General features: G+C 64.4%; 26 protein-coding genes. 3 read left to right on the top strand and 23 right to left on the bottom strand.

Translation table 11 applies throughout. The annotated features are described in order from the left end of the window. Nucleotides 1-67 precede the first annotated feature (67 nt). The 9 genes from der to ndk all read right to left on the bottom strand — a co-directional run bounded on the left by der (nt 68) and on the right by ndk (nt 9640). Nucleotides 68-1411, bottom strand: a complete 1344-nt coding sequence (der, locus tag G3574_RS16170; protein WP_163965223.1) for a ribosome biogenesis GTPase Der — start codon at nt 1409-1411, stop codon at nt 68-70. 6 nt (nt 1412-1417) lie between these two features. Next, nucleotides 1418-2581, bottom strand: coding sequence for an outer membrane protein assembly factor BamB (gene bamB, locus G3574_RS16165; RefSeq protein ID WP_163965221.1), 1164 nt, complete (start codon nt 2579-2581; stop codon nt 1418-1420). Between the two features lie 34 nt (nt 2582-2615). Beyond that, nucleotides 2616-3260: a YfgM family protein gene (locus tag G3574_RS16160; RefSeq protein WP_163965219.1), complete on the bottom strand. Its 645-nt coding sequence runs from the start codon at nt 3258-3260 to the stop codon at nt 2616-2618. Nucleotides 3261-3350: 90 nt separating this feature from the next. Further along, the gene (gene hisS / locus G3574_RS16155) at nt 3351-4706 is read right to left on the bottom strand and encodes a histidine--tRNA ligase (RefSeq protein ID WP_163965216.1); all 1356 of its coding nucleotides are present in this window, start codon (nt 4704-4706) and stop codon (nt 3351-3353) included. Nucleotides 4707-4759: 53 nt separating this feature from the next. Continuing rightward, nucleotides 4760-6040, bottom strand: a complete 1281-nt coding sequence (gene ispG / locus G3574_RS16150; RefSeq protein WP_163965213.1) for a flavodoxin-dependent (E)-4-hydroxy-3-methylbut-2-enyl-diphosphate synthase — start codon at nt 6038-6040, stop codon at nt 4760-4762. A gap of 42 nt (nt 6041-6082) precedes the next feature. Continuing rightward, entirely contained in the window at nt 6083-7159 is a 1077-nt protein-coding gene (locus G3574_RS16145; RefSeq protein WP_163965210.1) for a helix-turn-helix domain-containing protein, read from the bottom strand. A 7-nt stretch (nt 7160-7166) separates the two neighbouring features. After that, entirely contained in the window at nt 7167-7961 is a 795-nt protein-coding gene (gene pilW / locus G3574_RS16140) for a type IV pilus biogenesis/stability protein PilW (protein ID WP_163965206.1), read from the bottom strand. A gap of 29 nt (nt 7962-7990) precedes the next feature. Then, on the bottom strand, nt 7991-9154 hold the full coding sequence (gene rlmN, locus G3574_RS16135) for a 23S rRNA (adenine(2503)-C(2))-methyltransferase RlmN (protein WP_163965203.1): 1164 nt from the start codon (nt 9152-9154) through the stop codon (nt 7991-7993). A gap of 60 nt (nt 9155-9214) precedes the next feature. Continuing rightward, on the bottom strand, nt 9215-9640 hold the full coding sequence (gene ndk, locus G3574_RS16130; RefSeq protein ID WP_163965201.1) for a nucleoside-diphosphate kinase: 426 nt from the start codon (nt 9638-9640) through the stop codon (nt 9215-9217). Nucleotides 9641-9893: 253 nt separating this feature from the next. On the opposite strand from ndk, the gene G3574_RS16125 reads away from it, so the two are divergent. Then, a complete protein-coding gene (locus G3574_RS16125; RefSeq protein ID WP_163965198.1) occupies nt 9894-10586 on the top strand; it encodes a Bax inhibitor-1/YccA family protein in 693 nt (230 codons plus the stop codon). Between the two features lie 108 nt (nt 10587-10694). Here the strand turns inward: G3574_RS16125 and rlmD are convergent, their stop codons facing one another. The 6 genes from rlmD to surE all read right to left on the bottom strand — a co-directional run bounded on the left by rlmD (nt 10695) and on the right by surE (nt 16569). After that, nucleotides 10695-12035, bottom strand: a complete 1341-nt coding sequence (gene rlmD / locus G3574_RS16120; protein ID WP_163965195.1) for a 23S rRNA (uracil(1939)-C(5))-methyltransferase RlmD — start codon at nt 12033-12035, stop codon at nt 10695-10697. A 98-nt stretch (nt 12036-12133) separates the two neighbouring features. After that, nucleotides 12134-12922 (bottom strand): 3'-5' exonuclease, encoded by a 789-nt coding sequence (locus G3574_RS16115; RefSeq protein ID WP_163965182.1) that lies wholly within the window; start codon nt 12920-12922, stop codon nt 12134-12136. Beyond that, nucleotides 12919-13938 carry an RNA polymerase sigma factor RpoS gene (gene rpoS, locus G3574_RS16110; RefSeq protein ID WP_163965179.1) on the bottom strand — a complete coding sequence of 340 codons (1020 nt, stop codon included), beginning with the start codon at nt 13936-13938 and terminating at the stop codon, nt 12919-12921. Before rpoS ends, G3574_RS16115 begins: the two co-directional genes overlap by 4 nt. Nucleotides 13939-13943: 5 nt before the next feature. Further along, nucleotides 13944-14918, bottom strand: a complete 975-nt coding sequence (locus tag G3574_RS16105) for a peptidoglycan DD-metalloendopeptidase family protein (protein WP_163965177.1) — start codon at nt 14916-14918, stop codon at nt 13944-13946. A gap of 41 nt (nt 14919-14959) precedes the next feature. Beyond that, nucleotides 14960-15835, bottom strand: coding sequence for a protein-L-isoaspartate(D-aspartate) O-methyltransferase (locus G3574_RS16100; protein ID WP_163965174.1), 876 nt, complete (start codon nt 15833-15835; stop codon nt 14960-14962). Then, nucleotides 15832-16569: a 5'/3'-nucleotidase SurE gene (gene surE / locus G3574_RS16095; RefSeq protein WP_163965171.1), complete on the bottom strand. Its 738-nt coding sequence runs from the start codon at nt 16567-16569 to the stop codon at nt 15832-15834. The genes G3574_RS16100 and surE overlap by 4 nt, the downstream gene beginning before the upstream one ends. Before the next feature lie 139 nt (nt 16570-16708). Between surE and G3574_RS16090 the strand changes: the two genes are divergently transcribed. Next, a complete protein-coding gene (locus tag G3574_RS16090; protein WP_163965170.1) occupies nt 16709-17689 on the top strand; it encodes an NADPH:quinone oxidoreductase family protein in 981 nt (326 codons plus the stop codon). 72 nt (nt 17690-17761) lie between these two features. Here the strand turns inward: G3574_RS16090 and G3574_RS16085 are convergent, their stop codons facing one another. The 3 genes from G3574_RS16085 to G3574_RS16075 all read right to left on the bottom strand — a co-directional run bounded on the left by G3574_RS16085 (nt 17762) and on the right by G3574_RS16075 (nt 21048). After that, on the bottom strand, nt 17762-18706 hold the full coding sequence (locus G3574_RS16085; protein ID WP_163965167.1) for a flagellar brake protein: 945 nt from the start codon (nt 18704-18706) through the stop codon (nt 17762-17764). 78 nt (nt 18707-18784) lie between these two features. Further along, on the bottom strand, nt 18785-20668 hold the full coding sequence (locus G3574_RS16080) for an ATP-dependent DNA helicase (RefSeq protein ID WP_407941679.1): 1884 nt from the start codon (nt 20666-20668) through the stop codon (nt 18785-18787). A gap of 179 nt (nt 20669-20847) precedes the next feature. Continuing rightward, the gene (locus G3574_RS16075) at nt 20848-21048 is read right to left on the bottom strand and encodes a YdcH family protein (protein ID WP_163965162.1); all 201 of its coding nucleotides are present in this window, start codon (nt 21046-21048) and stop codon (nt 20848-20850) included. Nucleotides 21049-21265: 217 nt separating this feature from the next. Here G3574_RS16075 and G3574_RS16070 point away from each other — a divergent pair, with 217 nt between their 5' ends. Continuing rightward, nucleotides 21266-22042 (top strand): PP2C family protein-serine/threonine phosphatase, encoded by a 777-nt coding sequence (locus G3574_RS16070; RefSeq protein WP_163965160.1) that lies wholly within the window; start codon nt 21266-21268, stop codon nt 22040-22042. A gap of 3 nt (nt 22043-22045) precedes the next feature. Here the strand turns inward: G3574_RS16070 and G3574_RS16065 are convergent, their stop codons facing one another. The 5 genes from G3574_RS16065 to odhB all read right to left on the bottom strand — a co-directional run. Continuing rightward, a complete protein-coding gene (locus G3574_RS16065) occupies nt 22046-22747 on the bottom strand; it encodes a hypothetical protein (protein WP_163965157.1) in 702 nt (233 codons plus the stop codon). Between the two features lie 6 nt (nt 22748-22753). Continuing rightward, nucleotides 22754-23851: a cell division protein ZapE gene (zapE, locus tag G3574_RS16060; protein WP_163965155.1), complete on the bottom strand. Its 1098-nt coding sequence runs from the start codon at nt 23849-23851 to the stop codon at nt 22754-22756. Nucleotides 23852-23959: 108 nt separating this feature from the next. Beyond that, entirely contained in the window at nt 23960-24358 is a 399-nt protein-coding gene (locus tag G3574_RS16055; RefSeq protein ID WP_163965152.1) for a hypothetical protein, read from the bottom strand. Nucleotides 24359-24374: 16 nt separating this feature from the next. After that, nucleotides 24375-25808 (bottom strand): dihydrolipoyl dehydrogenase, encoded by a 1434-nt coding sequence (gene lpdA, locus G3574_RS16050; RefSeq protein ID WP_163965150.1) that lies wholly within the window; start codon nt 25806-25808, stop codon nt 24375-24377. Between the two features lie 114 nt (nt 25809-25922). After that, the coding region (gene odhB / locus G3574_RS16045; RefSeq protein WP_163965147.1) for a 2-oxoglutarate dehydrogenase complex dihydrolipoyllysine-residue succinyltransferase at nt 25923-26929 on the bottom strand (1007 nt) is incomplete at its 5' end.

Genomic DNA, 26929 nt, shown 5'->3' with positions numbered 1-26929 from the left:
TTCAAGCCCGCTCCCATATGACTAATGACGACTGTAATCGATTTTCGCGTTTCCTGCCAAACAATCCTTACTTTTCACCCTTGGCAAACGGATTCTTGCCAGAACGCAGTTCGATACGTAATGGAGTTCCTGTCAACGAAAAAGTTTCGCGGAAGTGCTTCTCGAGGTAGCGCTTGTAATTGTCGTCAATGGCGTCGAGCGCATTGCCGTGGATAACGATGATCGGCGGGTTCTGGCCGCCCTGGTGGGCATAGCGCATCTTCGGCCTGATCGATCCCTTGCGGCGCGGCTGCTGGTGCTCGACGGCTTCGATCAGCGCCCGCGTGAGGCGCGGCGTCGTGAGCTTGGCCATGGCCGCGGCGTAAGCGCTGTCGATGGATTTCATCAGCGGACCGATGCCGCTGTTGTTGAGCGCGGAGATGAAATGGAACTTGGCGAAGAACAGGAAGTGCAGCTTGCGCTCGATGTCGATCTTGATCGCGTCGCGCTTGTCCGAGGTCAGGCCATCCCACTTGTTGATGCCGACGACAAGCGCCCTGCCCGATTCCAGGATGAAGCCGGCGATGTGTGCGTCCTGCTCGGAGATGTCTTGCTGGGCATCAAGCAGCAGCAGCACGACGTTGGCTTCGGAGATCGACTGCAGCGTCTTCACCACCGAGAACTTCTCGATCGCTTCGAACACCTTGCCTCGCCGGCGGATGCCGGCGGTGTCGATTAGGGTGTAATGCTTGCCGTCGCGCTCGAAGGGAATCTCGATGGAATCGCGGGTGGTGCCCGGCATGTCGAAGGCGATGACCCGCTCTTCGCCGAGCAGGGTATTGACCAGCGTGGACTTGCCGACGTTCGGCCGGCCGACGATGGCGATCTTGATGCCGCGCGCGGGCGCGGGCTCGGCCTCGATCTCCGCCGGTTTCTGGGCTTCGATCTGGTCGAGGACTTCATTGACCAGGTCAGGCACGCCATCGCCGTGCGCGGCGGAGATCACGTAGGGATCGCCCAGGCCGAGCTCGTAGAAGTCGGCGGTGACCGACGTGTACTTCATGCCTTCGGCCTTGTTCACTACCAGCAGCACCGGACGTCCTGCCTTGCGCAGGAAGTCGGTGATGGTCTTGTCGTGGGGCGTCATGCCCTGGCGGCCATCGACGAGGAAGACCACGGCGTCGGCCTCGGCCACCGCCTGCTTGGTCTGCTTCGCCATCTCGTGCATGATGCCTTCCTTGGCGACCGGTTCGAAACCACCGGTATCGATGACCAGGAAGGGACGCTCGCCGATGCGGCCTTCGCCATAGTGGCGGTCGCGGGTGAGTCCGGGCAGGTCGGCGACGAGCGCGTCGCGCGACCGGGTGAGCCGGTTGAACAGGGTGGATTTGCCGACGTTGGGTCGGCCGACGAGTGCGATAACCGGCTTCATTGTTCTTTACTGTGCTGCCGTCAGTGCGACGACGGTGCCATCTTTTGTCTGGAAGAAAACGGTCTTGCCGTCCACCACCGGCATGGCGGCGGCCAGGGAACTGCCATCCGTGCGGGCGCGGGCGACAAATGCGCCGTCGTCGCGGTTCAGGAAATGGACATATCCCTCGTAGTCGCCGACCGCCACCATGTTGGCGACGGCGGCAGGCGAGGATAAACGGCGGTTGACCAGCTTGTTGTTGCGCCAGGCGCTGGTGCCGGTGTCGCGCGACAGGGCGGAAACGTTGCCCTTGTCATCGCCGGCATAGACGAAGCGCTCATCGGCTGCGACACCGGTATCGCTGGAAAAATCCTTGGCCCAGCGCGGCGCGCCGGTGTTGGCGTCAAAGCAGGCGATGCGGCCCTGGTAGGCAGCCGCGCAGACGTCGCCGGCAATGATCGCGGGCCGGCCGGAAACGTCGGCCACGCGCTCAAGTTCAGTGGTGCCGCGCGGATCGCCCACGGCCATTTCCCAGCGCGGGCCGCCGTTGGCGACCGACAGCGCGAGGAGGCGTCCGCCCGGCATGGCGACATAGGCGGTCTGCCCGGAAATGACGATGCCCGGGGCAGTGCGCAGGGTCAGCGGCGGCGCGGTGCGCTGCGTCACCCAGCGGCGGGCGCCAGTAGCGGCATCATAGGCCGCGAGCTTGTTGTCGACGCTGCGGATCACGACCACGCCCTGCCCCACGGCCGGCGCGGAAAGTATCTCGCTGGAAGCCTGCGCCTTCCAGATTTGCTTGCCATCAGCATCGTAGGCCAGGAGCTGGCCTTTCTCGCCCGCCACCGCCACGGTCTGGCCATCGGTGCCGACGCCGGCGGTCAGGGGCATGCCGGCATTGATGCGCCACACCTGGCGGCCGCTCACCACGTCGAGGCGGGCGAGCGTTCCGTCGGCGGCCGCGGCATAGACGCTGCTGCCGGCAATCGCGGGCGAGAAGCTGAAGTTGCCCGCCTTGCCGATGTTGGCGGTCCAGGTCGTGGCAACCGAACGCACGGGCTGGAACTCGACCAGCGGCGAAGGCGGATTCTTGGCGTCCGTCTTCGATGCGAACGGATTCCACGACGACATGGATGAGCACCCGGCCAGCACCATGGCAGCGGCAAGGCAGGACAGCTTGATGGCAATACGCATTTCTTCCCCTTCAGTGAACGGCCAGTGCGGCGCCTCAGGCGGCGGCCTTGCCGGCGCCGCCGATCGCGTCCAGCTTGAGCTGGATCAGTTGGCGGCCAGGATTTTTCTCTTCTGTTTTTTCGAGCGCGAGCTTGTAGGCATCGCGTGCCTCCTGGACCTTGTTCTGCGCCAGCAGGATATCTCCCTTGCGGTCTGCAACCTCGCCGGCGAAGGGTGCCGGAAAGTCGCCGGCGAGGATCTTCAGGGCGTCGTCGTAGGCCTTCTCGTCGAGCAGCACGCCGGCCAGGCGGATGCGCGCGATCGCCTTGTACTCCTCGTTGCCGTGGTCGGCCACCCATTGCAGCTGGGTCTTTGCGGTCTTGAGGTCGTTGGCGTCGAAGGCGCTCTTCGCCGCGGCCAGGCCGGCCATCTGCGCATAGGCGGTGCCAGGATAGCGCGAGGTCAGGTCGCCGGAGGCGCGCTGCACCTTGGCATTGTCCTTGGCGTTCAGCCCGTTCTGCAATTCTTCGTAGAGCACGCCTGCCTGCGCGGACTGGTTGCGCTGGTAGAAATTCCAGCCGGACCAGGCGGCATAGCCGGCCAGGGCGATGATGAGCAGCCACGTGACGAGGTTGCCGTACTGGTTCCACCATGCCTTGAGCGTGGCTAGCTGTTCCTGTTCTTCGAGATCGTATGCCATGTTGGTCCTCCTCGTGTTCCCTGTGTTCTTTGTGTTCCGCGTGTCCTGATCCGCCCGCCCTGCCATCCCGCAGCGTGGCGCGGCACGTCGTCAGTGATGGTGATGATGGGTGGGATCGTCGCAATCGACGCAGTCGCCGCCGCCCGTGATCTGGCCGACGATGTGGTCGACGAGCTGCTCGAACGGAATGGTCGCCTGCTTGCCGCTGCCGTCGTCGGCGCGCAATTCCTTGACCGCAGCCACGCCTTGCGCCACTTCGTCCTCGCCGAGAATGACGGCGAAGCTGGCGCCACTGGCGTCGGCCCGCTTCATCTGCGCCTTGAAGCTGCCGCCGCTGCCCGCCGCGGCGCAATGCAGCACCACGTCGAGGCCGGCGTCGCGCAGGCGCTCTGCGGCCACGAATGCCTGAAGCTGCGCCTGCTCGCCCTGGTGCACGACGTAGACATCGCACTGGTTGGGTACGAATTCCTCGCCCGATTCCTTCAGCAGCTCGATCAGGCGCTCCACGCCGATCGCGAAGCCGCATGCCGGCGTCGGCTTGCCGCCGAAGATTTCCACCAGCGGATCGTAGCGGCCGCCGCCGCAGATCGTGCCCTGCGACCCGAGCTTGTCGGTGACCCACTCGAACACGCTGCGGTTGTAGTAATCCATGCCGCGAACGAGGCGCGGATTGATGGTGAAAACGATGCTGTTGTGGCGCAGGATCTTTTGCAGGCCCTCGAAGTGGGCGCGAGATTCGTCGCCAAGGTAGTCGAGCAGCTTGGGCGCGGCGTTCACCAGCTCCTGCATCGCGGGATTCTTGGTGTCGAGGATGCGCAGCGGATTGCTGTACAGGCGGCGCTGGGCCTCGGCGTCGAGCTTGTCCTTGTGCTGCTCGAAATAGGCGATCAGGTCGGCGCGGTGGCGGTTGCGCTCCTCGGCATCGCCGATGGAATTGATTTCCAGGCGCACGTCCTGCAGGCCGAGGTCGTCCCACAGCCGCTGGCAGAGCATGATGAGTTCGGCATCGACGTCCGGACCGGTGAAGCCGAGGGCTTCGGCGCCCACCTGGTGGAACTGGCGATAGCGGCCGCGCTGCGGCTTCTCGTGGCGGAACATCGGGCCGAAGTACCAGAGGCGCTTGGGACCGTCATAGGTCAGGTTGTGTTCGATAGCGGAGCGCACCACGCCGGCGGTGCTTTCCGGGCGCAGCGTGAGGTTGTCGCCGTTCATGGAATCGACGAAGGAATACATTTCCTTCTCGACGATGTCGGTGACGGCGCCGAGGCCGCGCGCGAACAGCGCGGTGGGCTCGACGATGGGCGTGCGGATCTGCTGGAAGCCATAGCTCTTGAGCACGGACTGCACCGTGTTTTCGAACAGCTCCCATAACGGCGCGTCGGCGGGCAGGATGTCGTTCATCCCCTTCACGCCGGCGATCTTTTCTGCTTTCTTGTTTTCGGACATACGGTTCTCTGAGATGGCTGCGGCTGCGCTGCGCCGGAGGTCGGGCGCAAGCGTCAGGCGGCGGCGGATTCCTTTCCATAGCGGGTTTTGACGTAGTCGAGCACGATCGCCTGGAACTCCTCGGCAATGCGCTCGCCCCGCAGGGTGATTTTCTTTTCGCCGTCGACGAATACCGGCGCGGCCGGCGATTCGCCGGTGCCCGGCAGGCTGATGCCGATGTGGGCGTGCTTGGATTCGCCGGGACCGTTGACGATGCAACCCATGACGGCGACGTTCATGTTTTCCACGCCGGGATACTGGTGCTTCCAGACCGGCATCTGCTCGCGCAGGTAGGTCTGGATCTTGTCGGCCAGTTCCTGGAACACGGTGGACGTGGTGCGGCCGCAGCCCGGGCAGGCGATGACCATGGGCGTGAACTTGCGCAGCCCCATTGTCTGCAGGATTTCCTGGCCGACGATGACTTCGCGGGTGCGGTCGCCGCCGGGTTCCGGGGTGAGCGAGATGCGGATGGTGTCGCCGATTCCTTCCTGCAGCAGCACCGACAGCGCGGCGGTCGACGCAACGATGCCCTTGCTGCCCATGCCGGCCTCGGTGAGCCCGAGGTGAAGCGGATAGTCGCAGCGGCGCGCGAGTTCGCGGTAGACCGCGATCAAGTCCTGCACGCCGGACACCTTGCACGACAGCGTGATCATGTTGCCGGCCAGGCCGAGCTCTTCCGCGCGCTGCGCGTTTTCGATCGCGGACGTCACGAGGGCTTCGTACATGACGGCCTGCGCATCCCAGGGGTCGGCGCGGCGAGCGTTTTCATCCATGATGCGCGCCAGCAGCGACTGGTCGAGGCTGCCCCAGTTGACGCCGATGCGCACCGGCTTGTCATGCTTGCAGGCGACCTCGATCATCTGGGCGAACTGGGTGTCGCGCTTGGCGCCCTGCCCGACGTTGCCGGGATTGATGCGGTACTTCGACAAGGCTTGGGCGCATGCCGGGAAGTCGGTGAGCAGCTTGTGGCCGTTGTAATGGAAGTCGCCGATCAGCGGCACGTCGACGCCCATGCGGTCGAGCTGATCCCGGATGGCGGGCACCGCGGCGGCGGCTTCCGGATTGTTGACGGTGATGCGGACCATTTCCGAACCGGCGCGGGCCAATTCCTTGACCTGGATCGCGGTCGCGATGGCGTCCGCGGTATCGGTGTTGGTCATCGACTGCACCACTACCGGCGCCCCGCCGCCGACCAGCACCTGGCGGTCCCCGTAGCGCACGGTGACCTGGCGGGTCATGTGCCGCCGCGCGGGTCCGGAGGGAATCGGCGAGTGGATCGTGGTGGTGTCAGGCATGGGTGGTCTGGTCTGTTGTTGAACTCGATGGCGCGGCGGCGATCACTTCAGGGAAAGCTTGGCCACGTTGCTGCTGCCCGGCTTGAGGTCGACGGGCGCGCCGCGCAAGGTCGCGCTCGCGCCTGCGGCGTTGCCGATGACCACATTGACAGGCCCGGGAATGTCGATCGTCTCGCTGGTTCCCGCCTTCATCAGCCGGGAAAACACCGTGCCGCCATCTCCGGCGCGCTTGACGGTCACCCACGATTCTTCGCGCACGTTCAGGACGAGGGGGTTCTTCGCGTCGCTCGCGGCGGCGGTTCCGGCACCGGCGTCGACGGACTTGCCGGAGGACGCGGCGCTGTCGGGGGCGGCATTGGCAGGAGCGGCGGCCTTGGGCGGCTCCGCGGGTTTTTCTTGGGCCTTGTCTGCAGCTGGCGCCTTCGCCGTGGCCGCCGCATCGGCGGCTGGCGCGGACGGGGCGGCAGGAGGGGCGCCGGCGTCAGGTGAAGGCGTGTTGGACGTTGCGGGTGCCGGGGGTGCCGAGGGTGCGGTGGCGGAAGTCGCGGACTCGGCGGAATTTGTGGCGGGCGCCGACTGCGGGGCGCTCGCGTTCTTCGACGCGTCGGAGCCCGACAACTGGGCGATGCCATCCCTCACCTGCTCGGAAGCGGATTTCGACAGGCTGGCGACCTGGCCATTCTGCTGGGCGGCCCAGAGGCCGACACCGGCGAGCACGACAAGAAGGCCGCCGATCAGCCATTTCGAGGACACGCCGTTCTTGTCGGTCATCGATGGCATGCGCGTTTCGGAGAAAGGCGTCGCCAGAGGTTTGCGCGATGGCAGGGATTCCTTTGCCATCATCGTTTCGCCGCCTAGCGCGGCCAGCAGCGGCGCGGCGTCGATCCTGAGCAGCTTGGCATACGAGCGGGTGAAGCCGCGGACGATGGCCATGCCGGGAAGCGAGGGATAGTCGTCGCTTTCCAGGGCATGGACCTGTCGCGGCGCGAGGTTCAGCTGGCTGGCGACCTGTTCCACGGTCCAGCCGCGCTCTTCGCGCCCGCGCCGCAGGATGGCGCCCGGAGACGATGGCATGGAGGACATGTCCTGCCCCCTTGCCTCGTCCGGCTCGTGATTCATTTCCCGTTCATTCATTGAAAGCCCCACGCTGGTAAGCCGCGAATTCGGAGGATCCGCCATGGCGACGACGCAATTGCGTGGCCAGGCTGGATTCCGCCGCGCGGTCTCCCAGCTTATGTTCGATCTTGATGGCGAGCCACAGGATGTCGGCGGTCATGACTTCCGCCTTCATCACGCGCCCGACATAAAAGCGCGCGCGCTCGTAATCTCCCTGGTCGTAATAGATCCGGGCGAGATTGGCGTTGGTATTAGGATTGCCAGGGTCGGCCTGGAAGGCGCGCGAAAAATATTTTTCCGCCGCCGCCTTGTCCTTCAGCTTGAGGCTGCACAGGCCGGCATTGTTCAGCGCCTTTTCGGGCGACCGGTAAGCGCGGCTCTTGAGCGCCGTCTCGAAATAGTCGATGGACTTGGCCGCCCTGCCCGTCTGGCACAGGAACCAGCCATAATTGTTGTTGAAATCCGGCGAGTTGGGCTCCAGCTTCAGGGCCGTGATGAAGTTGTCCTCGGCCAGCTTGTTCTCGCCCATGTCCAGGTAGATCAGGCCGCGCACACTGTAGGCATCGGCCATGTTGGGGTCGGCCTGCAGCGCCATCTTGATTTCATCCAGCGCCACGGGAATCTGGCGTTGCTCGTAGTAGCCGGTCGCCAGCTGCAGCCGGATGCGGGCCCGCTTCTGGGCATCGGTCTGGTCGGAGCTGGTGGGAAGGTCGGCCTGCCCGCTCGCCGGGAGATTGTTGCAGCCGGCCAGCGCGAGCAGCGCGAAGAACAGGCCGGCGGCGGCGCGCGTGGTGGGGCGGCCCATCAGGCACCCTGTCGACCGCAGCCCGGACCTCACCGCGGGACCTCGACGATGCGGCCGAAGTTCTTGCCGAACTTCTGCTTGTATTCTTCCATCTTCAGCATCCTTTCCTGCACGCGGGTACGGTCCTGCACTTCTCCGGCAAGCTGTCCGCATGCGGCGTCGATGTCGTCGCCGCGCGTCTTGCGGATGGTGGTGACGATGCCGGCGTCGATCAGGATCTGGGCGAAGGCCTTGATGCGCGCATTGTTGGAGCGCGTCAGCCCTGATTCGGGGAAAGGATTGAAGGGAATGAGGTTGAACTTGCAAGGGACGTCATGTCCCTGCACCAGCGCCACCAGTTCGCGCGCATTGGCGTCGGTGTCGTTGACGCCGTCGAGCATGCAGTACTCGAAGGTGATGAAGTCGCGCGGCGCGAACTCGAGGTAGCGGCGGCATGCCGCCATGAGTTCGGCCAGCGGGTATTTCTTGTTGAGGGGCACCAGCCCGTCGCGCAGCGCGTCATTGGACGCATGCAGCGACACGGCCATCGCCACGGGGCATTCCTGGGCAAGCTTGTCGATCATCGGCACGACGCCGCTGGTGGACAAGGTTACGCGGCGGCGCGACAGGCCGTAGGCGTTATCGTCGAGCATGAGCTTGAGCGCCGTGACCGTCGGCTCGAAGTTGAGCAGCGGCTCGCCCATGCCCATCATGACGACGTTGGTGATCTGGCGCTCGCCCTTGGGACCGAACTCGATGCCCTTGGTCTTGCGCAGTTCGAACTCGGCCATCCAGAGCTGGCCGATGATTTCGCCGACGGCGAGGTTGCGGTTGAAGCCTTGCTTGCCGGTGGAGCAGAAGCGGCAGTTCACCGCGCAGCCGGCCTGGGTGGAAATGCAAAGGGTGCCGCGGTTTTCCTCAGGGATGAACACGGTTTCGACCGCGTTGCCCTGCCCCACGTCCACCAGCCACTTGCGGGTGCCGTCGGAGGAAGTATGGTCGCTGATGATGGCGGGAGCGGTGATCGTGGCGCGCGTCTTGAGCTTTTCGCGCAGCGATTTCGCCAGGTCGGTCATCGCGTCGAAGTCGCTCGCGCCGAACTGATGGATCCAGCGCTGCAGCTGTTTGGCGCGAAACGGCTTCTCACCCAACTCGCCGCAGTAGGCGACGAGTTGCGCGGGATCGAGATCCAGCAGATTGGTGAGAGCTGTCATGGTTTTTCCAGTGGCCGTTCATGTTGAAGAATCAGATCATCAAGTTGAACGGCGTGTCAATTAACGGGAGTAAACGTTCAGGGCAGGGAAGAAGTAGGCCACTTCCACATTGGCGGTCTCGACCGCGTCGGAGCCGTGAACGGCATTGGCGTCGATGGAGTCGGCGAAGTCGGCGCGGATGGTGCCCTTGTCAGCCTTCTTCGGATCGGTGGCGCCCATCAGTTCGCGGTTCTTGGCGATGGCGCTCTCGCCCTCGAGCACCTGGATCATGACCGGGCCGGAGACCATGAAGTCAACCAGGTCCTTGAAGAAGGGACGCTCGCGGTGCACGGCGTAGAAGCCTTCGGCTTCGGCGCGGGACAGCTGGGCCATGCGGGCGGCGACGACCTTCAGGCCGGCGTTTTCGAAACGGGTATAGATCTGGCCGATCACATTTTTTGCAACTGCGTCGGGCTTGATGATCGACAGGGTGCGCTCGATTGCCATCTGTAAAAACTCCAATAAAAATAAAGGGTTAAAGTTATTAAGTTAGAAATCAACTAACCTTCTATTGTAGCATGAATAGCGCTATCTATTGCCTTGCAGCGCGGATTTCAAGCGCATGTTTTCGCTGTTGAACCTAGCGTAGAACCTTGACACTTACCTGTCATCCAAGCTCGGGCAGGCACATGGTATGCTTTTGCTATCCGGAGGCGATTTTCCGCCGCGTCCGGACCGATCAACTTTTCAGGAGGAAAACATGGATCAACGTCTGCAACAGGCATACGGCACGAGCAGCGACGTCCTCGTCGTCCGCAACCGGGTGCTGCGCAATACCTACTGGTTGCTCGCCATCTCCATGATTCCCACGATTTTGGGCGCATGGCTGGGCGTGCAGTTCAAGTTCAACTTCTTCCCCGCCAGCCCGTTCATCGGCTTCGTTGCCTTCCTCGCCATTGCCTTCGGCTTCTTCTACGCCATCGAGAAGACCAAGAATTCCGGCCTGGGCGTGGCGATCCTGCTGGGCTTCACCTTCTTCATGGGTTTGATGCTGTCGCGCCTCGTCGGACAGATCCTCGGCTTTTCCAACGGCGTTTCCCTGATCATGACGGCATTCGGCGGCACCGCCGCGATCCTGGGCACCATGGCCACCATCGCGACTGTCTCGAAACGCGACTTTTCCGGCCTCGGCAAGTGGTTGTTCGCCGGCATGCTGGTGGTGCTGGTCGCCGGCGTGGCCAACATCTGGCTGCACCTCCCTGCCCTGTACCTGGCCATGTCGGTGATCGCGATCGGCATCTTCTCCGCCTACATCCTGTTCGACGTGCAACAGATCATCAACGGCGGCGAGACCAACTACATCACCGCCACGCTGAACATCTATCTCGACATCTACAACATCTTCAGCAATCTCCTCGCCCTGCTCGGCATCTTCGGCGGCCAGCGGGACTGAAGCGGCACTGAATCCGGAACAAGCGTTCCACCAGTGAAAAAGCCGGCAGCACGCCGGCTTTTTCTTTTGATACGACGCCAGCGCGAATCCGCGGCGTGGCCGCCCCCGTCAAGCCAGATCGAAAACCGCGATCGATTCGACGTGGGCGGTATGCGGGAACATGTTCACCACGCCGGCATGCCTGAGCACGTACCCGCCCTGGTGAACCAGGTAGCCTGCGTCGCGCGCCAGCGTCGCCGGATTGCAAGAAACGTACACCAGCCTGCGCGGCTTCATGCCGGCATGTCCTTCGGCCAGGCCGGCGATGGCCTGGCATACCGCGAACGCGCCTTCGCGGGGCGGATCGATAAGCATGCGGTCGAACTTGCCCAGCTTGACGAAGTCGTCCGTCGTCGCCTCGAACAGGTTGCGTGACTGAAACGTGGTCTTGCCGTCGAGACGGTTGATCCTCGCGTTCTGCAGCGCGCGGTCGGTCAGGGTGGTACTGCCCTCGATGCCCACCACTTCCCTGGCGAGGGTCGCGATCGGCAGGGTAAAGTTGCCCAGGCCGCAAAACAGGTCGGCGACGCGCTCGCCCGGCTGGATGTCCAGCAGGCGCAATGCCCGTGCCACCAGCACCCTGTTGATGTGGTGGTTGACCTGGGTAAAGTCGGTCGGCTTGAAGGGCATCTTCACGCCGAATTCCGGCAAGGCGTAATGGAGTTCCTGGTCCAGCGGGTAGAAGGGATGGACCGTGTCCGGCCCTTTGGGCTGCAGCCACCACTGGACCTTGTATTCATCCGCGAACCGGCGGAGCTTGGCTTCGTCGTCGGCCGTGAGCGGCGCCATGTTGCGCATGACCAGCGCAGTCACGGTTTCGCCGACGGCCAGCTCGATCTGCGGCATCTGGTCGAAGATCGACAGCGACGCAACCAGCTCGCGCAGCGGCACCAGCATGGCGGACACATGCGGCGGCAGGATCTCGCAGGTCTTCATGTCGGCGATGTAAGACGACTTGCGCTCGTGGAAGCCGACCAGCACCCCGCCCTTCTTGACGACGTTGCGCACCGACAGCCGGGCGCGGTAGCGGTAGCCCCAGGTCGGGCCGTAGATCGGCCGCAGCATGGTTTCCGCCCTGACCTTGCCGAGATGCCAAAGATTGTCTTCCAGCACGCGCTGCTTGACGGCGACCTGGGCCGATGGCTCGAGGTGCTGCATGGCGCAGCCGCCGCAGGTGCCGAAATACTCGCATTTCGGCTTCACCCGCAGCGACGATTCGTTGTGGAGCGCGGTCAGCGTCGCCGCTTCCCACTTGGGCTTGCGCCGGAAGGACTGGAAGCTGACACGTTCGCCGGGCAAGGCGCCCTCGACGAAGATGACCTTGCCGGGGTTGCCTTCTTCATCACGCAGATGGCCGACGCCGCGTCCCTCCATGTCGAGGGATTCAATTTCGATAATGGGTTGCTGCATAAGGAAAATCGGGAGATGGCGCGGGGCTGCCCGCATCGGCGTGCCCCGGAAAAACCGGCATTATACTTCGACCGCGTCCGGAAAGAGGGGTTGCGGCCTCAGCCGCGCATGACCGGCTTCCACGCGGCGAGGTAGGCCTTCCATTGTTCGCCGTCCATGCCCGAGAGGGTGCTGCGGACAAGCCCCACTTCCTCCTGGTAGTCTTCCCGGCTCATTACGCCCCGCATGAGCAGGTAGCGGCAGTAGACGAGGTAGGTGTTGACCACGTCGGTCTCGCAATAGTCGCGGATTTCCTTCAGCCGCCCTTCCTGGAACAAGGTCCAGACCTGCGAACCGTCGACGCCGAGCTTGCCGGGAAACCCGCAGAGCTTGGCCAGGTCGTCGAGCGGCGCGTTGGCACGGCCGGTGTACAGGGCCAGCAAGTCCATCAGGTCGAGATGGCGGGTGTGGTAGCGGCTGAGGTAGTTGTTCCACTTGAAGTCGCGGTCGTCGTCGCCCATCTCCCAGTAACGCGCGGCAGAGATGCCGTTCACCATTGCGCGGTAATGCAGGACGGGCAAGTCGAAGCCGCCGCCGTTCCAGGACACGAGCTGGGGCGTGTACTTGTCGATGATGCGGAAGAAATCCTGCACCAGCTTGGGCTCGCCGTCTTCAAGCGAACCGATCGACTTCACGCGGAAACCGTCCTTGTCGCGGAAGACGCAGGAAATCGCGGCGACGCGATGCAGGTGATGCGGCAGAAAATCCGAGCCGGTCTTTTCGCGGCGCGCGGCGAAGGCGGCGGCGGCCACCTCGGCGTCGCTCATCGAGGCAGGATGGTCATGGAGCGCGCGCAGACCCGCGACATCGGGAATGGTCTCGATGTCGAATACGAGCACCGGAATCACAGAAGAGCGTCCTTGCTGACGCCGCGGGCGGTCAATGCGCGCTTGAGCTTGACCAGCGCTTCCTGCTGGATCTGGCGCACGCGTTCGCGCGTGACGCTCATTTCCGCCGCGAGTTCTTCCAGCGTGGCGGGGTCATCGTTGTCGAGGCCGAAGCGGCGGATGATGACAACGCGCTGCTTGTCCGGCAATTTCTTGAGCCAGTCGCGCACGAGGATGGTCATTTCGTGGTGTTCGGCGCGGGAATCGGGTCCGTCCTCGGTATCGCCGGGCAGCATGTCCATCAGGCTGGCCTGCGGATCGTTGTCGAGCGGCGCGTCGAGCGAGGTGGCATGCTCGGACAAGGCAAGGATGTCCTGCACGTCTTCCACCGGGCGGTCCACAAGATGGGCGATGTCTTCGGCGGTCGCGTCCTTGCCGTCGTGGTGCTGGGCTTCGAGGTGGTACTTGGCGCGCAGGATCTGGTTGAGCTCGCGCACCATGTGCACCGGCAGGCGCACGGTGCGGGCCTGGTTCATGATGGCGCGCTCGATGCTCTGGCGGATCCACCAGGTCGCGTAGGTGGAGAAGCGGAACCCGCGCTCGGGCTCGAACTTGTCGATGGCGCGCATCAGGCCGAGGTTGCCTTCCTCGATGAGGTCGAGCAGCACCACGCCGCGGTTGATGTAATGCTTGGCGATCGACACGACCAGGCGCAGGTTGTGCTCGATCATTTTCTGCCGCGCCTCGAAGTTGCCCTGCTTGGCGAGCGTGGCGTAGTGCAGCTCTTCCTTCACCGACAGCAGCGGCCGGGCGCCGATCTGGTTGAGGTAATGCTGCGTCGTGTCGGTGGACAGCTCGGCGGCGAGCACCGTCTTCAGTTCGTCGACCGGATCGGCCTGGGCGGCCGCGCCGTCGGCCTGCGCCACTTCCCCGTCTTCGGTGATGGCCGCTTCCCCGGCGTCGCCGAGGCTCATGTCCTCGGACATATTGTCGGGAACGGCATCATCATCCAGCGAATCGTCGGGAAGTCGGCTCATGGCATCTATCGGCTTGGCAGGAATTTGGAGGGATCAACCGGCTTGCCCTGCTGGCGGATCTCGAAATGCAGCTTCACGGAATCGGCATCCGAGTTGCCCATCTCGGCGATCTTCTGCCCCTTGGTGACGGTTTGATCTTCTTTCACGAAGATTGCCTTGTTGTGAGCGTAGGCTGACAGCAAGTTGTTCGAATGCTTGACGATCACGAGGTTGCCATAGCCGCGGATGCCGCTGCCGGCGTACAGGACCTTGCCGGCGCCGGCCGCCAGCACGGGCTGGCCCAGCTTGCCGGCGATGTCGATGCCGCGCTTGCCTTCGCCGAAATTGGAAACGATCTTGCCGTCGGCCGGCCATACCCAGGACAGGCCTTCGTCTTCCGGCGACGCGGCGACGGGCGGTTCGGGAGATTTTTCCGGCTTATCGGCAGTCTTCGGCGGCTCGGTCTTCGTGCCGGCCGACGGTGCGGCCACGGCGGCATCGGGCTTGTTCAACTCTGCCAGTGCGGCGTCGGAATACGGGCGCTTCTCACCGCGCGGACCGGTCTTGTGGCCGGCGCTTCCCGCGGCGGCCGGCGGCGTCGCCGTGCCGGCCGGCAGCGGCTTGGTTTCGATCCCGGACGACGGCGCCACCGCGCCGGTCTGCACGCCGCCTTCCGGAGGCAGGACGCGCAGCACCTGGTCGACCTTGATGTCGTTCGGATTGGCGAGGTTGTTCCAGGCCACGAGATCACGGTAATTCTGGCCGACATCCAGTGCGATCTGGATCAGGGTATCGCCTTTCTTGACGGTGTAGAAACCGCGCTCGTTATGTTTTTGCGGCGGCGGCGTGACGGGCTGGGCCTGCACCGGCGGGCGCGGCGCCTCGACGGGTTTCGGCGGCGGCGTGCGGTCGACCACCGGCGCCGTCTGGCGCGGCGTGGTCGTGCACGCGGCAAGCATGCCGGACGCCAGCAGGAAGGTTAACAGTCTTGCTTTCTTCATTCTTTTCAATTCATCATGAGCTGATGCACAACGCTGGCGCATCAGGCCACCACTCCGGAACGCAACGGCACGAAATGGCAATCTTCCAGGGTGGTTCTGGTCCATTCGAACTTGCCGGTGCGCTCGATCAGCTGCAGCACCTGCCGGCGCTCGCCGACCGGCGCGACCAGGCGTCCGCCGATGGAAAGCTGCTCCAGCAGGGCTTGCGGCACCTCGAGGCCGGCCGCGGCGAGAATGATGCCATCGAATGGGGCGGCTTGCGGCAAGCCAAGCATACCATCTCCATAGTGCAAGCGGATATTGGGGATGCGCAATGGACGGAGATTGGTCTTCGCCAGCTCGTGCAACGGCTTGATGCGTTCGATGGAATACACCTCCCTCGCCACGAGCGACAGCACTGCCGCCTGGTAACCACATCCGGTGCCGATTTCGAGCACCCTGTCCAGCGTACCGCCATTGCCGTTGGCGCGCATGACCTCGATCATCCGCGCGACGATATACGGCTGGGAGATGGTCTGGTGATGTCCGATGGGCAGCGAGGCGTCGATATAGGCCTGGCTCGACAAGGCCGGCTCGATGAACAGATGGCGCGGCACGCTTTCCAGCGCGGCGAGCACCCGCGCATCGCGCACGCCCTGCTTGGCGACGCGCGCCACCATGGCGCTGCGCACGGCATCCGACACCAGGGCCGCGGGCCTCGCCGGCGTCGTCACGGCGATGGCTTCCTTGCGCGGCGAAATGCGTTCCGTCGTTGAAACGGCCGGCCGCGGCGGTGCCAGGTTGACGTTGCGCGCGGCGTTCTGCGTGGCGGTCTGGGGCGTCGCGACGACGCGCGCGGGCGCGCCTGCGCGCTGGGCCTTGGGCTTGTCGACGACGGAAGACAAGTTCAGGGGAAAGCGCTTGTCCTTTTCCGTCATGACATTTCCTTCTTCAGCAGCTCCAGCTGGCGCGCGTGCGTGAGATCGATCTGCAGCGGCGTGACCGACACGAAGCCCTGCGCCACGGCATGAAAGTCTGTGCCCTCGCCGGCATCCTTGGCACGTCCGGCGGGGCCGATCCAATAGATTTCACGGCCATGCGGATCCTGGGTGCGGATCACCGGCTCGGATTCGTGGCGCTTGCCCAGCCTCGTCGGCACGCGCCCCTTGATCTGGTCGTAAGGCAGGTTGGGAATGTTGACGTTGACCAGCCAGGGGCGCGGCAGGCTGCCGAAACCCTGCTCGACGATGTCGCGCGCGACGCAGGCGGCATCCTTCACGTGTTCCCAGCCGCGCTCCACCTGCGAAAAGGCAATTGCCGGGATGCCGAACAGATAGCCTTCCGTGGCGGCGGCGACCGTGCCCGAGTACAGGGTATCGTCGCCCATGTTCTGGCCCTGGTTGATGCCCGACACGATCAGGTCGGGCCGGAAGGTCAGGCCGCCGGTCAGGGCGACGTGCACGCAATCCGAGGGCGTGCCATTGATGAAATAAAAGCCGTTCTCCGCGCGCTGCACCGTCAGGGGGCGGTCGAGCGTCAATGAATTCGAACTGCCGGAACGGTTGCTGTCCGGCGCGACCACGGCGATTTCGGCGATCGGCCGCAAGGCTTCCACCAGTGCCAGCAGGCCGGGCGCGAGATAGCCGTCGTCATTACTCACGAGAATTTTCATGCGACGATTTTACCTGATGCCTCCCGCCGCCGATGTGGTGGAAAAGACGACGAAAGACGCTTATTGACATTTTGGCGCTGCCGCATAAAAATGAAACGACCGTTCGCTTTTTACTGACCATTAGAAACAAGGAGACAACATGAAAGCAGTGCTCTGCAAATCCTGGGGATTGCCCGATACCCTCGTCGTCGAGGACTTGCCGGACGTGGTTCCGGGCGCGGGCGAGGTCGCTATCGATGTGCAGGCTGCCGGCGTCAACTTCCCTGACGTCCTGATCATCCAGAACAAATACCAGTTCAAGCCCGAGCTGCCGTTCACCCCGGGCAGCGAACTGGCCGGCGTGGTGCGCGCGGTCGGCGAAGGCGTGACCCGCCACAAGGTCGGCGACAGGGTGCTGGCTTTCGTGTCGACCGGCGCATTCTCGCAGCAGATCGCCGCGCCCGAGAAAGCGGTCATGCCCATGCCTCCGGGGCTGGATTTCGATACCGCCGCGGCGGTCACCCTGACCTACGGCACCTCGCACCATGCCGTGGTCGACCGCGCCGCCCTGAAGGCCGGCGAAACCATGCTGGTGCTCGGCGCGGCCGGCGGCGTGGGACTGGCCGCCATCGAGATCGGCAAGGCACTCGGCGCGCGCGTGATCGCTGCTGCCTCCACCGATGAAAAGCTGGAAGTCTGCCGCCAGCACGGCGCCGATGCGCTGATCAACTACACCACGCAAGACCTGCGCGAAGCGATCAAGACCGCCACCGACGGCAAGGGCCCAGACGTCATCTATGACCCGGTCGGCGGCGTATATGCGGAACCGGCCTTCCGCTCGATCGCATGGCGCGGACGCTACCTCGTCATCGGCTTCGCGAACGGCGAGATTCCCAAGCTTCCGCTGAACCTGCCCTTGCTCAAGGGCGCTTCCCTGGTGGGCGTGTTCTGGGGAGAGTATGCGCGGCGCGAGCCGAAGGCGAATGCCGCGGCGATGCAGCAGCTCATGGGATGGATGGCGGAAGGGAAGATCAAGCCGCACATCTCGGGGCGCTATGCGCTGGCAGAGACGGCGCGCGCGCTCGAGGACATGGCGGCGCGGAAGGTGACGGGGAAGGTGGTGATCCAGCCGCAGCGGTAACGGATCCGTCAACGCCGACGACCTCGCTCATTCCCGCGCAAGCGGGAATGAGCGCTGCAACATCTGGCGGGACTACTCCCCTTCCGCCAGCGTCTGGTGCACGAAAGCCGAGAGAATCAGCCTGTCGTGGATCGACAAATCCACGAACTCGAAGCCATGCCGGAAACCCTCGCCGTTCTCGGCCTGGGCCACCGACCGCAGGACGATCTTCACGCTGAGGAATTCATCCTGCCCAGCGGCATGAACCTTGAACTTCATGATGCCTTCGTCGCCCTTCACACCGATGGCCTGCTTGAGCAGGCCGGACGTGCCGCCGATGCTCATGTCGGTCAGCGTGGCGGCGCCGGTGCGTTCCGGCTGGCCCACCGTCACCGAGGCGATCAGCTTGACCGCGGCGCGGACGCCGCGGCGAACCACCGTGCACCGGACTTCCTTGGGATAGGACAGCAGCAGGTAAGGATGCGGCGTCATCACCGACTTCATCGCGGCAGCCGCGAACGCGTAGGCCTTCTTGCCCGAGAAGGCGCGTGCCACGAAGATCTGGCCTTCTCGTACGAACTCGAACTTGCCGTCGGCCGCCGGCGGCGTGACGAACACCATCTTGCCCTTCATGAAACCGATCATGCGGACGGTGTAGCGGATGTTGGGATTGTCGATCTGCTGCAGGTAGAGGGTCTCGTTGACCTGCCAGCGGATGTCGTCCATCGCGGTGACGACTTCCTTGCCCTGGTCGTCATCGAAGGGCGCTCCGGGTTTCTGCGCGGGTTTCTCCGGCTTGGCGCCCACCGACGGCTTCATCAGCGGCGAAGGCTTGGGCTCGGCCGGCTTCAGGTCCCAGGTGGAATCGGCGACGTAACCGCTTTCCGTCAGCGATTCGAGCTGGGAGGCGGACTCGATCACGCATCCGGCGCCGAGCAGAAGCTTGCCGTGCCAGTCGTAGACGGACTGGCTCAAGGGTTTTCCAACAGCCAGTTCCGATCCCCGGACCGGCACCAGTGAAATCACGGGTTCAGTCATCTTCTCTTTTCCACTGCGGTTTCCCGATCGCAGCGCCTCCCTTGGCGCGGCGTCCCCCTGCCCTGCCGCGCGATTTTTTTAGATGGTCACCGCATCCGGCTCTGCTTTCCTGCATTCCTCGAAGAACGCGCGCACCACGGCCACGTCCCTGGTGCGCTTGAACGGCGGCAGGCTTTGCCACACGCGCCGTCCGTAAGGCTTGGTGATCAGGCGCGTATCGCAGATCATCAGCACGCCGCGGTCGGTCTCGTCGCGGATCAGGCGGCCGGCGCCCTGCTTCAGGTTGATGATGGCCGACGGCAGTTGATGATGCACGAAACCATTGAGACCCTTGCGTTCCAGCGCTTCGATCCTGGCGGCGAGCACCGGGTCGTCGGGCGGCGAAAACGGCAGCTTGTCGATGATGACCAGCGACAGCGCTTCGCCACGCACATCCACCCCTTCCCAGAAACTCTGGCTGCCAATGAGCACAGCATTACCCGCCGCGCGGAAGCGGTCAAGCAATTCCGTGCGGCCAGCCTCTCCTTGTACCATAAGTGGAAAATCTAAGCCACGACTGGCGAACTCTTCCTTCAGCCGCTCGGCCGCGCGGTTGACTGCCCGCAGCGTGGTGCAGAGCAGGAAGGCGCGGCCGCCGGACGCCTCGATGACGGGCAAGGCCGCATCGATCACGGCGTCGGTGTAGTCGGGCGCATTCGGCTGCGGCATGTTGTCCGGCACGTAGAGAATGCCTTGCGAGCCGTAGTCGAAGGGGCTGGGCCAGGTCTTCGCGGGCTCGTTCCACAAGCCCATCTGCGAGGCGTAGTGATGGAAGTCGTTCTTGACCGCCAGCGTCGCCGAGGCAAAGACCCAGGCCCGGGGCGAACCCTCGCGCTGCCGGCTGAAGATGGGCGCGATGGACAGCGGCGTCTGGTGCAGCTGCAGCGAGGAGGTGAAGGCTTCCACCCACAGCACCTTGTCCTCGCCGTCCTTGGCGGGTTCGCCGGGCGCGTTCCAGCGCTCCAGGCGGGTGCCGAGTTCCACGCCGCGGCCATGGCATTGCTCGATGGTCTCGGCGCGCTCGGCCATTTTCTCCAGGACGGCGTTCATGTCGTGCAGCTCGTCCTTGAGGGTTTCCAGCGCGGCGAAGAAGGGACTCGACGGCGCGATCTGGCTGACCGACATGCGCACGATGTCCTGCGGGAAGGTCAGGCGCAGGTCGCGGGCGGCGCGCTCGACCGGCGCGACCACCTTGGGCCAGTCCGCGCCGTCGCGCGCATGCGCCAGGCCTTCGGCGAGCACGTCGCGGCACAATTCCAGGATCTGCGAGGTCGATACCGTCTCGCCGAAGAACAGGGTGGCGGTCTCCGGCAGCTGGTGCGCTTCGTCGAAGATGATGGTGTTCGCCGAGGGCAGCAGCTCGGCCATGCCGGTGTCCTTGAGGGCGACGTCGGCGAAGAACAGGTGGTGGTTCACCACGACCACGTCGGCCTGCTGGGCTTCCTTGCGCGCCTTCATCACGAAGCAGTCCTGGTGGTACTGGCATTCGGCGCCGAGGCAGGTGTCGCGCGTGGAGGTGACGAGGTTCCAGACCGAGGCGGTTTCCGGCACGCGGGAAAGCTCGGCCTTGTCGCCGGTGCTGGTGGTCTTGATGAAGCGGGAGATCTCGCGCAGGTAGCCGACGTCCTCGCGGGTGGTCAGGCGGCCATTCTGCAAGGTCCGTTCGAGATGGAAGTGGCAGACGTAATTTGCCCGGCCCTTGAGCAGCGCGACCGACACCGGGGCGTTGAGGGCGCGGCGCACGGTGGGAATGTCGCGCAGGTAGAGCTGGTCCTGGAGGTTCTTGGTGCCGGTGGACAGGATGACCTTGCCGCCCCACAGCAGCGCGGGGACGAGGTAGGCGAAGGTCTTGCCGGTGCCGGTGCCGGCCTCGGCGATCAGGGTGCTGCGCTGGCCGATGGCGGAAGCGATCGCCTTGGCCATTTCCGTCTGCGATTGCCGGGGGCGGAAGCCCTTGACCGCATTGCTCAGGGAACCATCGGGGCTGAACAGGCGCTCGATGTCGGCGTCATGTTCATCGGGCGCGGGAAGTGAAACGTTTTCTTCAGTCAAAGCAGCGTGCCGGGAATGGGTTGGGTTCCCTGCGCGGGCTCGGGGCCTCGTCAGGCAGGGATGTCGGGAATCAGTTGCATCTTCAGCAGGGTGATGTGATCCTTGAGCTGAAGCTTGCGCTTTTTCAGGCGGCGGATCTGCAGTTCGTCGTGCCGCCCGTCGCGGATGAGAAGTTCAATGACGGAATCGAGATCACGGTGTTCAACTTCCAGTTCGACGATGCGTCGCTGAATTTCTTCGTTTGAAATCATGGCACGAAATGGCTGATGCTGCTTGAGCCGCTATTTTAAAAGTGATTGGCCTGGCCGCATAGGACCTGCCCGGCCGATGTGTTTGTGCAACACCGCATCGGCGGGGAACAATTTTTCCTGAGGCAAAGAGTTGTAAAAAAACCTTACACAGGCGGGCCGATCCAGGTGCCCGATGCAATACTTGCAGAATGTCAGCAGTGTAATCCACACCAGCCACATGAGCCAATACAAAATCGAAGCAGGCACAGGACAGCACATCGGCGACCGGCACGAGCAGCAGGATCGCGTGGCATTGTTCACCTCCCCGCGTGCGCCGGGGTACATGATGGCGGTCGTGGCGGACGGCATGGGCGGGAGGAGCGGCGGCGCGCTCGCCGCGGAACAGGTGCTGCGCACCGCGAAACTGGCCTTCGACCAGTTTTCCCCGGCTACTGAAAGCGTGGAGCAACTGCTGGCCGGCGTTGCGCGCGACGCGCATACCGTGATCAAGCTGACAGCCTTTTCCACTGAAAAACAACCGCACAGCACCCTCGTTGCCCTGGTGCTGACGCCGGAACGCTCGGCCCACTGGGTGCACGTTGGCGATTCACGGCTCTACCGCTTCTCGGGTCCGAATTTCGCCGGGCGCACCATCGACCATTCCTATGTCGAGCGACTGGTGGCGCAGGGAAAACTGGCGCGGGACCAGGCGGCGAACCACCGCCTGTCGAACGTGCTGCTCTCGGCCCTGGGGAGCCATGAAGCCGATCCGGAAATCACGCTCGGCCGACATGCCCGCCTCGAACCGGGCGACGCCTTCCTGCTGTGCACGGACGGCCTGTGGCACTACTTCTCGGATGCGGAACTCGGCGCGGCGATCGCCATGAATGCTCCCCGCTCGGCGGCAGAAATGCTGATCACCAAGGCGCGCGAACGTGCCTCAGGCACCGAGGCGGACAACTGCACCTTTGCCATCGTGAAGCTGGCGCTGCCCGGACCGGCAGCGAAAGCCTGACGCCTACTTCGGCGCTTCGCTGTTAGCCTTGCCCTCGGCCTCTTTTGCCTCTTTTGCCTTCTCCGCCTGCCGTTGCCGCAGGGCCTGCTGCTCCTGTTCGGCCTGCTGCGCCTTGCGCGCGAAAGCGGCTTCCTTCTCTGCCCGGCGCGGCGCATCGGCCGCTTCTTTTTCTCGGGCGCGCCTGAGGCGCTCGGCGTGCTGCCGTTCGCGTTCGGACGGACCAGCGGCCGCCGGCTCGCTGTCCGCCGGCCGGGGAATATCCAGATCCTGGTCCGGGATGCCGGCGTGCCCGGGCGCCGTTGCGGGCATCTGCCCTTCCCTGCGCTGCCGGTCTTCCTCTGCCGCCTGGTTCCTTTCCTTGAGCGCCGCATCGCGCTGCTCGGTGCGGACCCGCCGCTTGTAGGCATTCGCCTCCACTTCCTGCGTGCGCACGTCGTTCAAGGCGCGCCGGCGCCGCTCGCGCGCCTCGGCTTCGCACGAGGACGCGAAGAACCGGTCGGCGCAGGCGCCGGTCTCCCGCTGGAATTGCGATTCGATGCGTTCCCTTGCCCTGGCCGACTGCTCAATGATGCGGTCGGCGGTCTCCACGGAATCGATCGCCACCGGCGATGCCGGGGCCGGCCTGCCGTCGGCTGCACCGGCAGGCGGCGGCAGCATTGCGAAGGCGAAGAGGCAGGCAGCGAGATGGCGAAGGAATCGGTTCATGGCGCGTCAGGCAAGCGAGCCGGCGACGTCGCGGCGCTGGCTCTGCATGTATTCGGCGGATTGCATCTCGATGATGCGCGACACCGTGCGGTGGAATTCATTGGCCAGCATCCCCTGGGTATAGAGCTCGTCGGGCGGCGCTTCCGCCGACATCAGCAGCTTGACCTTGTGATCATAGAACACGTCGACCAGCCAGGTGAAGCGTCGGGCCTCGGAAGACATGGCGGCGGACATGCGCGGCACGTCCGACAGGATCACCGTATGGAAGCGGCTCGAGATCTCGAGGTAGTCGTTTTGCGAACGCGGCCCGCCGCAGAGGGTATGGAAGTCGAACCATACCACGCCGCCCGCGCGCCGCAGGGCACGGATTTCCCGCGCCTCGATATGGATCCTGGGATCTTCGTCGGCGGTCTCTGCGATGTTGGCAAACGCCTTGCGCAGGGCTTCGTCTGCGGCCGCGCCGAGCGGCGTGTGGTAGGCCTCCACCTGCTCCAGCGCGCGCTTGCGGTAATCATTGCCGGCATCGACATTGAGGATGTCGAGCTTTTCCTTCAGGAGGGCGATGGCCGGCAGGATGCGGTCGCGGTGCAATCCATCCGGATAGAGGGTGCCCGGCTCGTAGTTCGAGGTCATCACGAAGGAGACGCCGTTCTCGAACAGGGCCTTGAGCAGGTTGTAGAGAATCATGGCATCGGCGATGTCCGAAACATGGAATTCGTCGAAGCAGATGAGGCGGTATTTCTTGGCGATGCGCTTGGCGACCTCGTCGAGCGGATCGGCGACGCCCTTGAGGTCGTCGAGCTGGCGATGCACGCCGCGCATGAATTCATGGAAGTGCAGGCGGGTCTTGCGCACCACCGGCACGACGGAATAGAAGCTGTCCATCAGGAACGACTTCCCGCGCCCTACCCCGCCCCACATGTAGAGCCCGCGCGGGACCTCCGGCCGGCTGATCAGGCGCTTCAGGCGGCTGGAGCGTTGCGCCTTGTACGCGACCCAGTCGTCATAGGCTTGCTGCAGCCGCGCGACGGCGCGCGCCTGGGCATCGTCGGACTGGTAACCGCGCTGCGCGAGCGCATGCGCGTAGAACTCCCTGACATTCATGGCTTCGTTCGCCTGTCATCCGGAAAGCTTTCCTGGATGCAAAAATTGGACAATGAAAAAGGCGAGTCTTGCTCGCCCTGCGCTAGCCTGCGTGCACGCGTTTACTGCTCATTGCGGGTTCATGTCGACGGTGACCGTCCCGGGATAACCGCGCGAACCAAGCTGGATCGGCACGCCGATGCCGAGGCCGACGCCGACATGGCCGCCACCCCCGCCGACGCCGAGCCCGAGGCTGGATCCCGATGAACCCGCCGGCCGGTATAGCGTCTCGGCCGTGCGGTAACCCGGCTTGTTGCAGACGACCCGCAGGTCGCCGTTGGCGCTGCCGACGGGTACCGTGGCGGGAGTCACGACGTTCCAGCTGCCGCTGTTGGTGCTGACCATGCAATTCGCGCCGGCCAGCTGCTGCCCGCCGGCGCGGGTGTCGATCGTGATGCTGCCATCGTTCGATCCCGTCGTCGCGCAAGCGGCAAGCAGTGCGGTCAGCAACAGGATCGGGTAACGCATGGCAGGCTCCTTGGCTTTAGAAGTTCAACGACCGTTTGTCGACCGCGAGCGCGGCTTCCTTGGTTGCCTCGGAAAGCGAAGGATGGGCATGGCAGATGCGGGCGATGTCCTCGGCCGAGGCGCGGAACTCCATGGCGACCACGGCTTCGGAAATCAGTTCGGAGGCCATCGGGCCAACGATATGCACGCCGAGGATCTCGTCGGTCTTGGCATCGGCCAGGAACTTCACCATGCCGGAGGTATCGCCAAGCGCGCGGGCGCGGCCATTGGCCATGAATGGGAAGGTGCCGGCCTTGTAGGCCACGCCTTCCGCCTTGAGCTGCTGCTCGGTCTTGCCCACCCAGGCAATTTCCGGAGACGTATATATGACCCAGGGAATTGTATTGAAGTTCACATGGCCATGTTGACCGGCGATACGCTCGGCGACAGCCACGCCCTCTTCTTCCGCCTTGTGGGCGAGCATCGGGCCGCGCACCACGTCGCCGACCGCCCACACATTCGGCAGGTTGGTCTTGCAGTCGTGGTCGACGGCGATGAAGCCGCGCTCGTCGAGCTTGAGGCCGACGGCATCATGGTTCAGGCCGGTGGTGTTGGGCACGCGGCCGATGGAAACGATGAGCTTGTCGAACACCGCCTTTTGCGCATTGCCCTTGTCGTCGGTGTATTCGACGGTGACGTCTTTCTTGCCGGCAGTGATCGCGCCGATCTTGACGCCGAGGTGGATGGCCAGGCCCTGCTTGACGAACAGCTTCTGAGCTTCCTTGGCGATCTGCTCGTCGACCGCGCCGAGGAAGGCCGGCAGCGCTTCGAGCACGGTGACTTCCGCGCCCACGCGGCGCCAGACGCTGCCCATTTCGAGGCCGATGACGCCGGCGCCGATCACGCCCAGCTTCTTGGGCACGGCGTCGATGGCGAGTGCGCCGGTGTTCGACAGGATGAGCTTCTCGTCGAAGGGAAGGTTGGGCAGCTGGCGGGGATTGGAGCCGGTGGCAAGGATGATGTGCTTGCCGGTAATGGTTTCCTCTGCCGCGCCGGCGACCTTGATTTCATAGCCCGCGCCGCCGTCGGCAGCCTTGGCGAAGGAACCGCGGCCATGGAAGAAGGTGACCTTGTTCTTCTTGAACAGGTAGAGGATGCCGTCGTTGTTCTGCTTCACGACGGTGTCCTTGCGGGCCAGCATCTTGGGGATGTCGATGGACAGGCCGTCGACCTTGATGCCATGGTCGGCGAAGGCATGGCCGGCATGCTCGAAGTTTTCGGACGATTGCAGCAGGGCCTTGGAGGGAATGCAGCCGACGTTGGTGCAGGTGCCGCCCGGCGCGGGGCCGTTCTTGGCGTTCTTCCACTCGTCGATGCAGGCCGTGCTGAAACCGAGTTGCGCAGCGCGGATGGCCGCGATGTAGCCGCCGGGACCGCCCCCGATGACCACCACATCAAAATTCTTGGACATAGGTGTACCTTGATCGCTAGGTAGTTTGGCCGCGACAAGGGCGTGTCGCCCTGCCGCGGCGTGAAGGGATGCCGTCCGCCAGAGGGTGTCCGGCGGACGTCCGGGTGCAGCGGATTACAGGTCGAGCAGCAGGCGCGCGGGATCTTCCAGCGCTTCCTTCATGGCGACCAGGCCGAGCACGGCTTCGCGGCCGTCGATGATGCGGTGGTCGTAGGACATCGCGAGGTAGTTGATCGGACGGATGACGATCTGACCGTTCTCCACCACCGGGCGATCCTTGGTGGCGTGTACGCCGAGGATGGCCGACTGCGGCGGGTTGATGATCGGGGTGGACAGCATGGAGCCGAACACGCCGCCATTGGAGATCGAGAACGTGCCGCCGGTCAGCTCGTCGAGCGTGAGCTTGCCGTCCTTGGCCTTGACGCCGAATTCGGCGATCTTCTTCTCGATGTCGGCGATGGTCATCTGGTCGGCGTCGCGCAGGATGGGCACGACCAGGCCGCGCGGCGAGCCGACGGCGATGCCGATGTCGAAGTAGCCGTGGTAGACGATGTCATTGCCGTCGACCGAGGCGTTGATGATCGGGTACTTCTTGAGCGCGGCCACGGCGGCCTTCACAAAGAAGGACATGAAGCCCAGCTTGACGCCGTGCTCCTTCTCGAACTTGTCCTTGTACTTGTTGCGCAGGTCCATGACCGGCTGCATGTTCACTTCATTGAACGTGGTCAGGATGGCGTTGGTGGCTTGCGATTGCAGCAGGCGCTCGGCGATGCGGGCGCGCAGGCGGCTCATCGGAACGCGCTCTTCCGGGCGGTTGGCGAGGTTGAGCGTGACCGGCGCGGCGACCTGCTGGAGAGCGGGCTTGGCGGCGGGCGCAGGCGCGGCGGCGGGACCCGGTGCAGCCTTGTTCTGCAGGGCGCCGATGACGTCGCCCTTGGTGACGCGGCCATCCTTGCCGGTGCCGGCGACCTGGGAAGCGTTCATGCTGTTCTCGGACAGCATCTTCGCTGCGGCCGGCATGGCGACGCCGGCGGAGGCGCCGCCCGCGTTCGCGGCGAGCTGGCCGATGGCGGCGGCGACCGGATCGGCGGCCGGGGCAGCAGCGGGCGCGGGTGCGGCCG

The organism is Noviherbaspirillum galbum, assembly GCF_010974945.1.
Taxonomy (GTDB): domain Bacteria; phylum Pseudomonadota; class Gammaproteobacteria; order Burkholderiales; family Burkholderiaceae_D; genus Noviherbaspirillum; species Noviherbaspirillum galbum.
The sequence above is the reverse complement of the archived record's forward strand: the minus strand, read 5'-3'. Positions and strand labels throughout refer to the sequence as shown.

Bases quoted from the DNA above. Each gene is read 5' to 3' on its own strand.
- ndk (WP_163965201.1), bottom strand. From the start codon at position 9,640: ATGGCAATCGAGCGCACCCTGTCGATCATCAAGCCCGACGCAGTTGCA.
- G3574_RS16070 (WP_163965160.1), top strand. From the start codon at position 21,266: ATGAGCCAATACAAAATCGAAGCAGGCACAGGACAGCACATCGGCGAC.
- G3574_RS16080 (WP_407941679.1), bottom strand. From the start codon at position 20,668: ATGGCCAAGGCGATCGCTTCCGCCATCGGCCAGCGCAGCACCCTGATC.
- surE (WP_163965171.1), bottom strand. From the start codon at position 16,569: ATGAAAATTCTCGTGAGTAATGACGACGGCTATCTCGCGCCCGGCCTG.
- hisS (WP_163965216.1), bottom strand. From the start codon at position 4,706: ATGTCCGAAAACAAGAAAGCAGAAAAGATCGCCGGCGTGAAGGGGATG.
- G3574_RS16125 (WP_163965198.1), top strand. From the start codon at position 9,894: ATGGATCAACGTCTGCAACAGGCATACGGCACGAGCAGCGACGTCCTC.
- zapE (WP_163965155.1), bottom strand. From the start codon at position 23,851: ATGAATGTCAGGGAGTTCTACGCGCATGCGCTCGCGCAGCGCGGTTAC.
- rlmD (WP_163965195.1), bottom strand. From the start codon at position 12,035: ATGCAGCAACCCATTATCGAAATTGAATCCCTCGACATGGAGGGACGC.
- G3574_RS16160 (WP_163965219.1), bottom strand. From the start codon at position 3,260: ATGGCATACGATCTCGAAGAACAGGAACAGCTAGCCACGCTCAAGGCA.
- rlmN (WP_163965203.1), bottom strand. From the start codon at position 9,154: ATGACAGCTCTCACCAATCTGCTGGATCTCGATCCCGCGCAACTCGTC.
- G3574_RS16105 (WP_163965177.1), bottom strand. From the start codon at position 14,918: ATGAAGAAAGCAAGACTGTTAACCTTCCTGCTGGCGTCCGGCATGCTT.
- rpoS (WP_163965179.1), bottom strand. From the start codon at position 13,938: ATGAGCCGACTTCCCGACGATTCGCTGGATGATGATGCCGTTCCCGAC.
- lpdA (WP_163965150.1), bottom strand. From the start codon at position 25,808: ATGTCCAAGAATTTTGATGTGGTGGTCATCGGGGGCGGTCCCGGCGGC.
- G3574_RS16055 (WP_163965152.1), bottom strand. From the start codon at position 24,358: ATGCGTTACCCGATCCTGTTGCTGACCGCACTGCTTGCCGCTTGCGCG.
- G3574_RS16075 (WP_163965162.1), bottom strand. From the start codon at position 21,048: ATGATTTCAAACGAAGAAATTCAGCGACGCATCGTCGAACTGGAAGTT.
- G3574_RS16145 (WP_163965210.1), bottom strand. From the start codon at position 7,159: ATGAATCACGAGCCGGACGAGGCAAGGGGGCAGGACATGTCCTCCATG.
- G3574_RS16085 (WP_163965167.1), bottom strand. From the start codon at position 18,706: ATGACTGAACCCGTGATTTCACTGGTGCCGGTCCGGGGATCGGAACTG.
- ispG (WP_163965213.1), bottom strand. From the start codon at position 6,040: ATGCCTGACACCACCACGATCCACTCGCCGATTCCCTCCGGACCCGCG.
- der (WP_163965223.1), bottom strand. From the start codon at position 1,411: ATGAAGCCGGTTATCGCACTCGTCGGCCGACCCAACGTCGGCAAATCC.
- G3574_RS16090 (WP_163965170.1), top strand. From the start codon at position 16,709: ATGAAAGCAGTGCTCTGCAAATCCTGGGGATTGCCCGATACCCTCGTC.
- G3574_RS16100 (WP_163965174.1), bottom strand. From the start codon at position 15,835: ATGACGGAAAAGGACAAGCGCTTTCCCCTGAACTTGTCTTCCGTCGTC.
- pilW (WP_163965206.1), bottom strand. From the start codon at position 7,961: ATGGGCCGCCCCACCACGCGCGCCGCCGCCGGCCTGTTCTTCGCGCTG.
- bamB (WP_163965221.1), bottom strand. From the start codon at position 2,581: ATGCGTATTGCCATCAAGCTGTCCTGCCTTGCCGCTGCCATGGTGCTG.
- G3574_RS16065 (WP_163965157.1), bottom strand. From the start codon at position 22,747: ATGAACCGATTCCTTCGCCATCTCGCTGCCTGCCTCTTCGCCTTCGCA.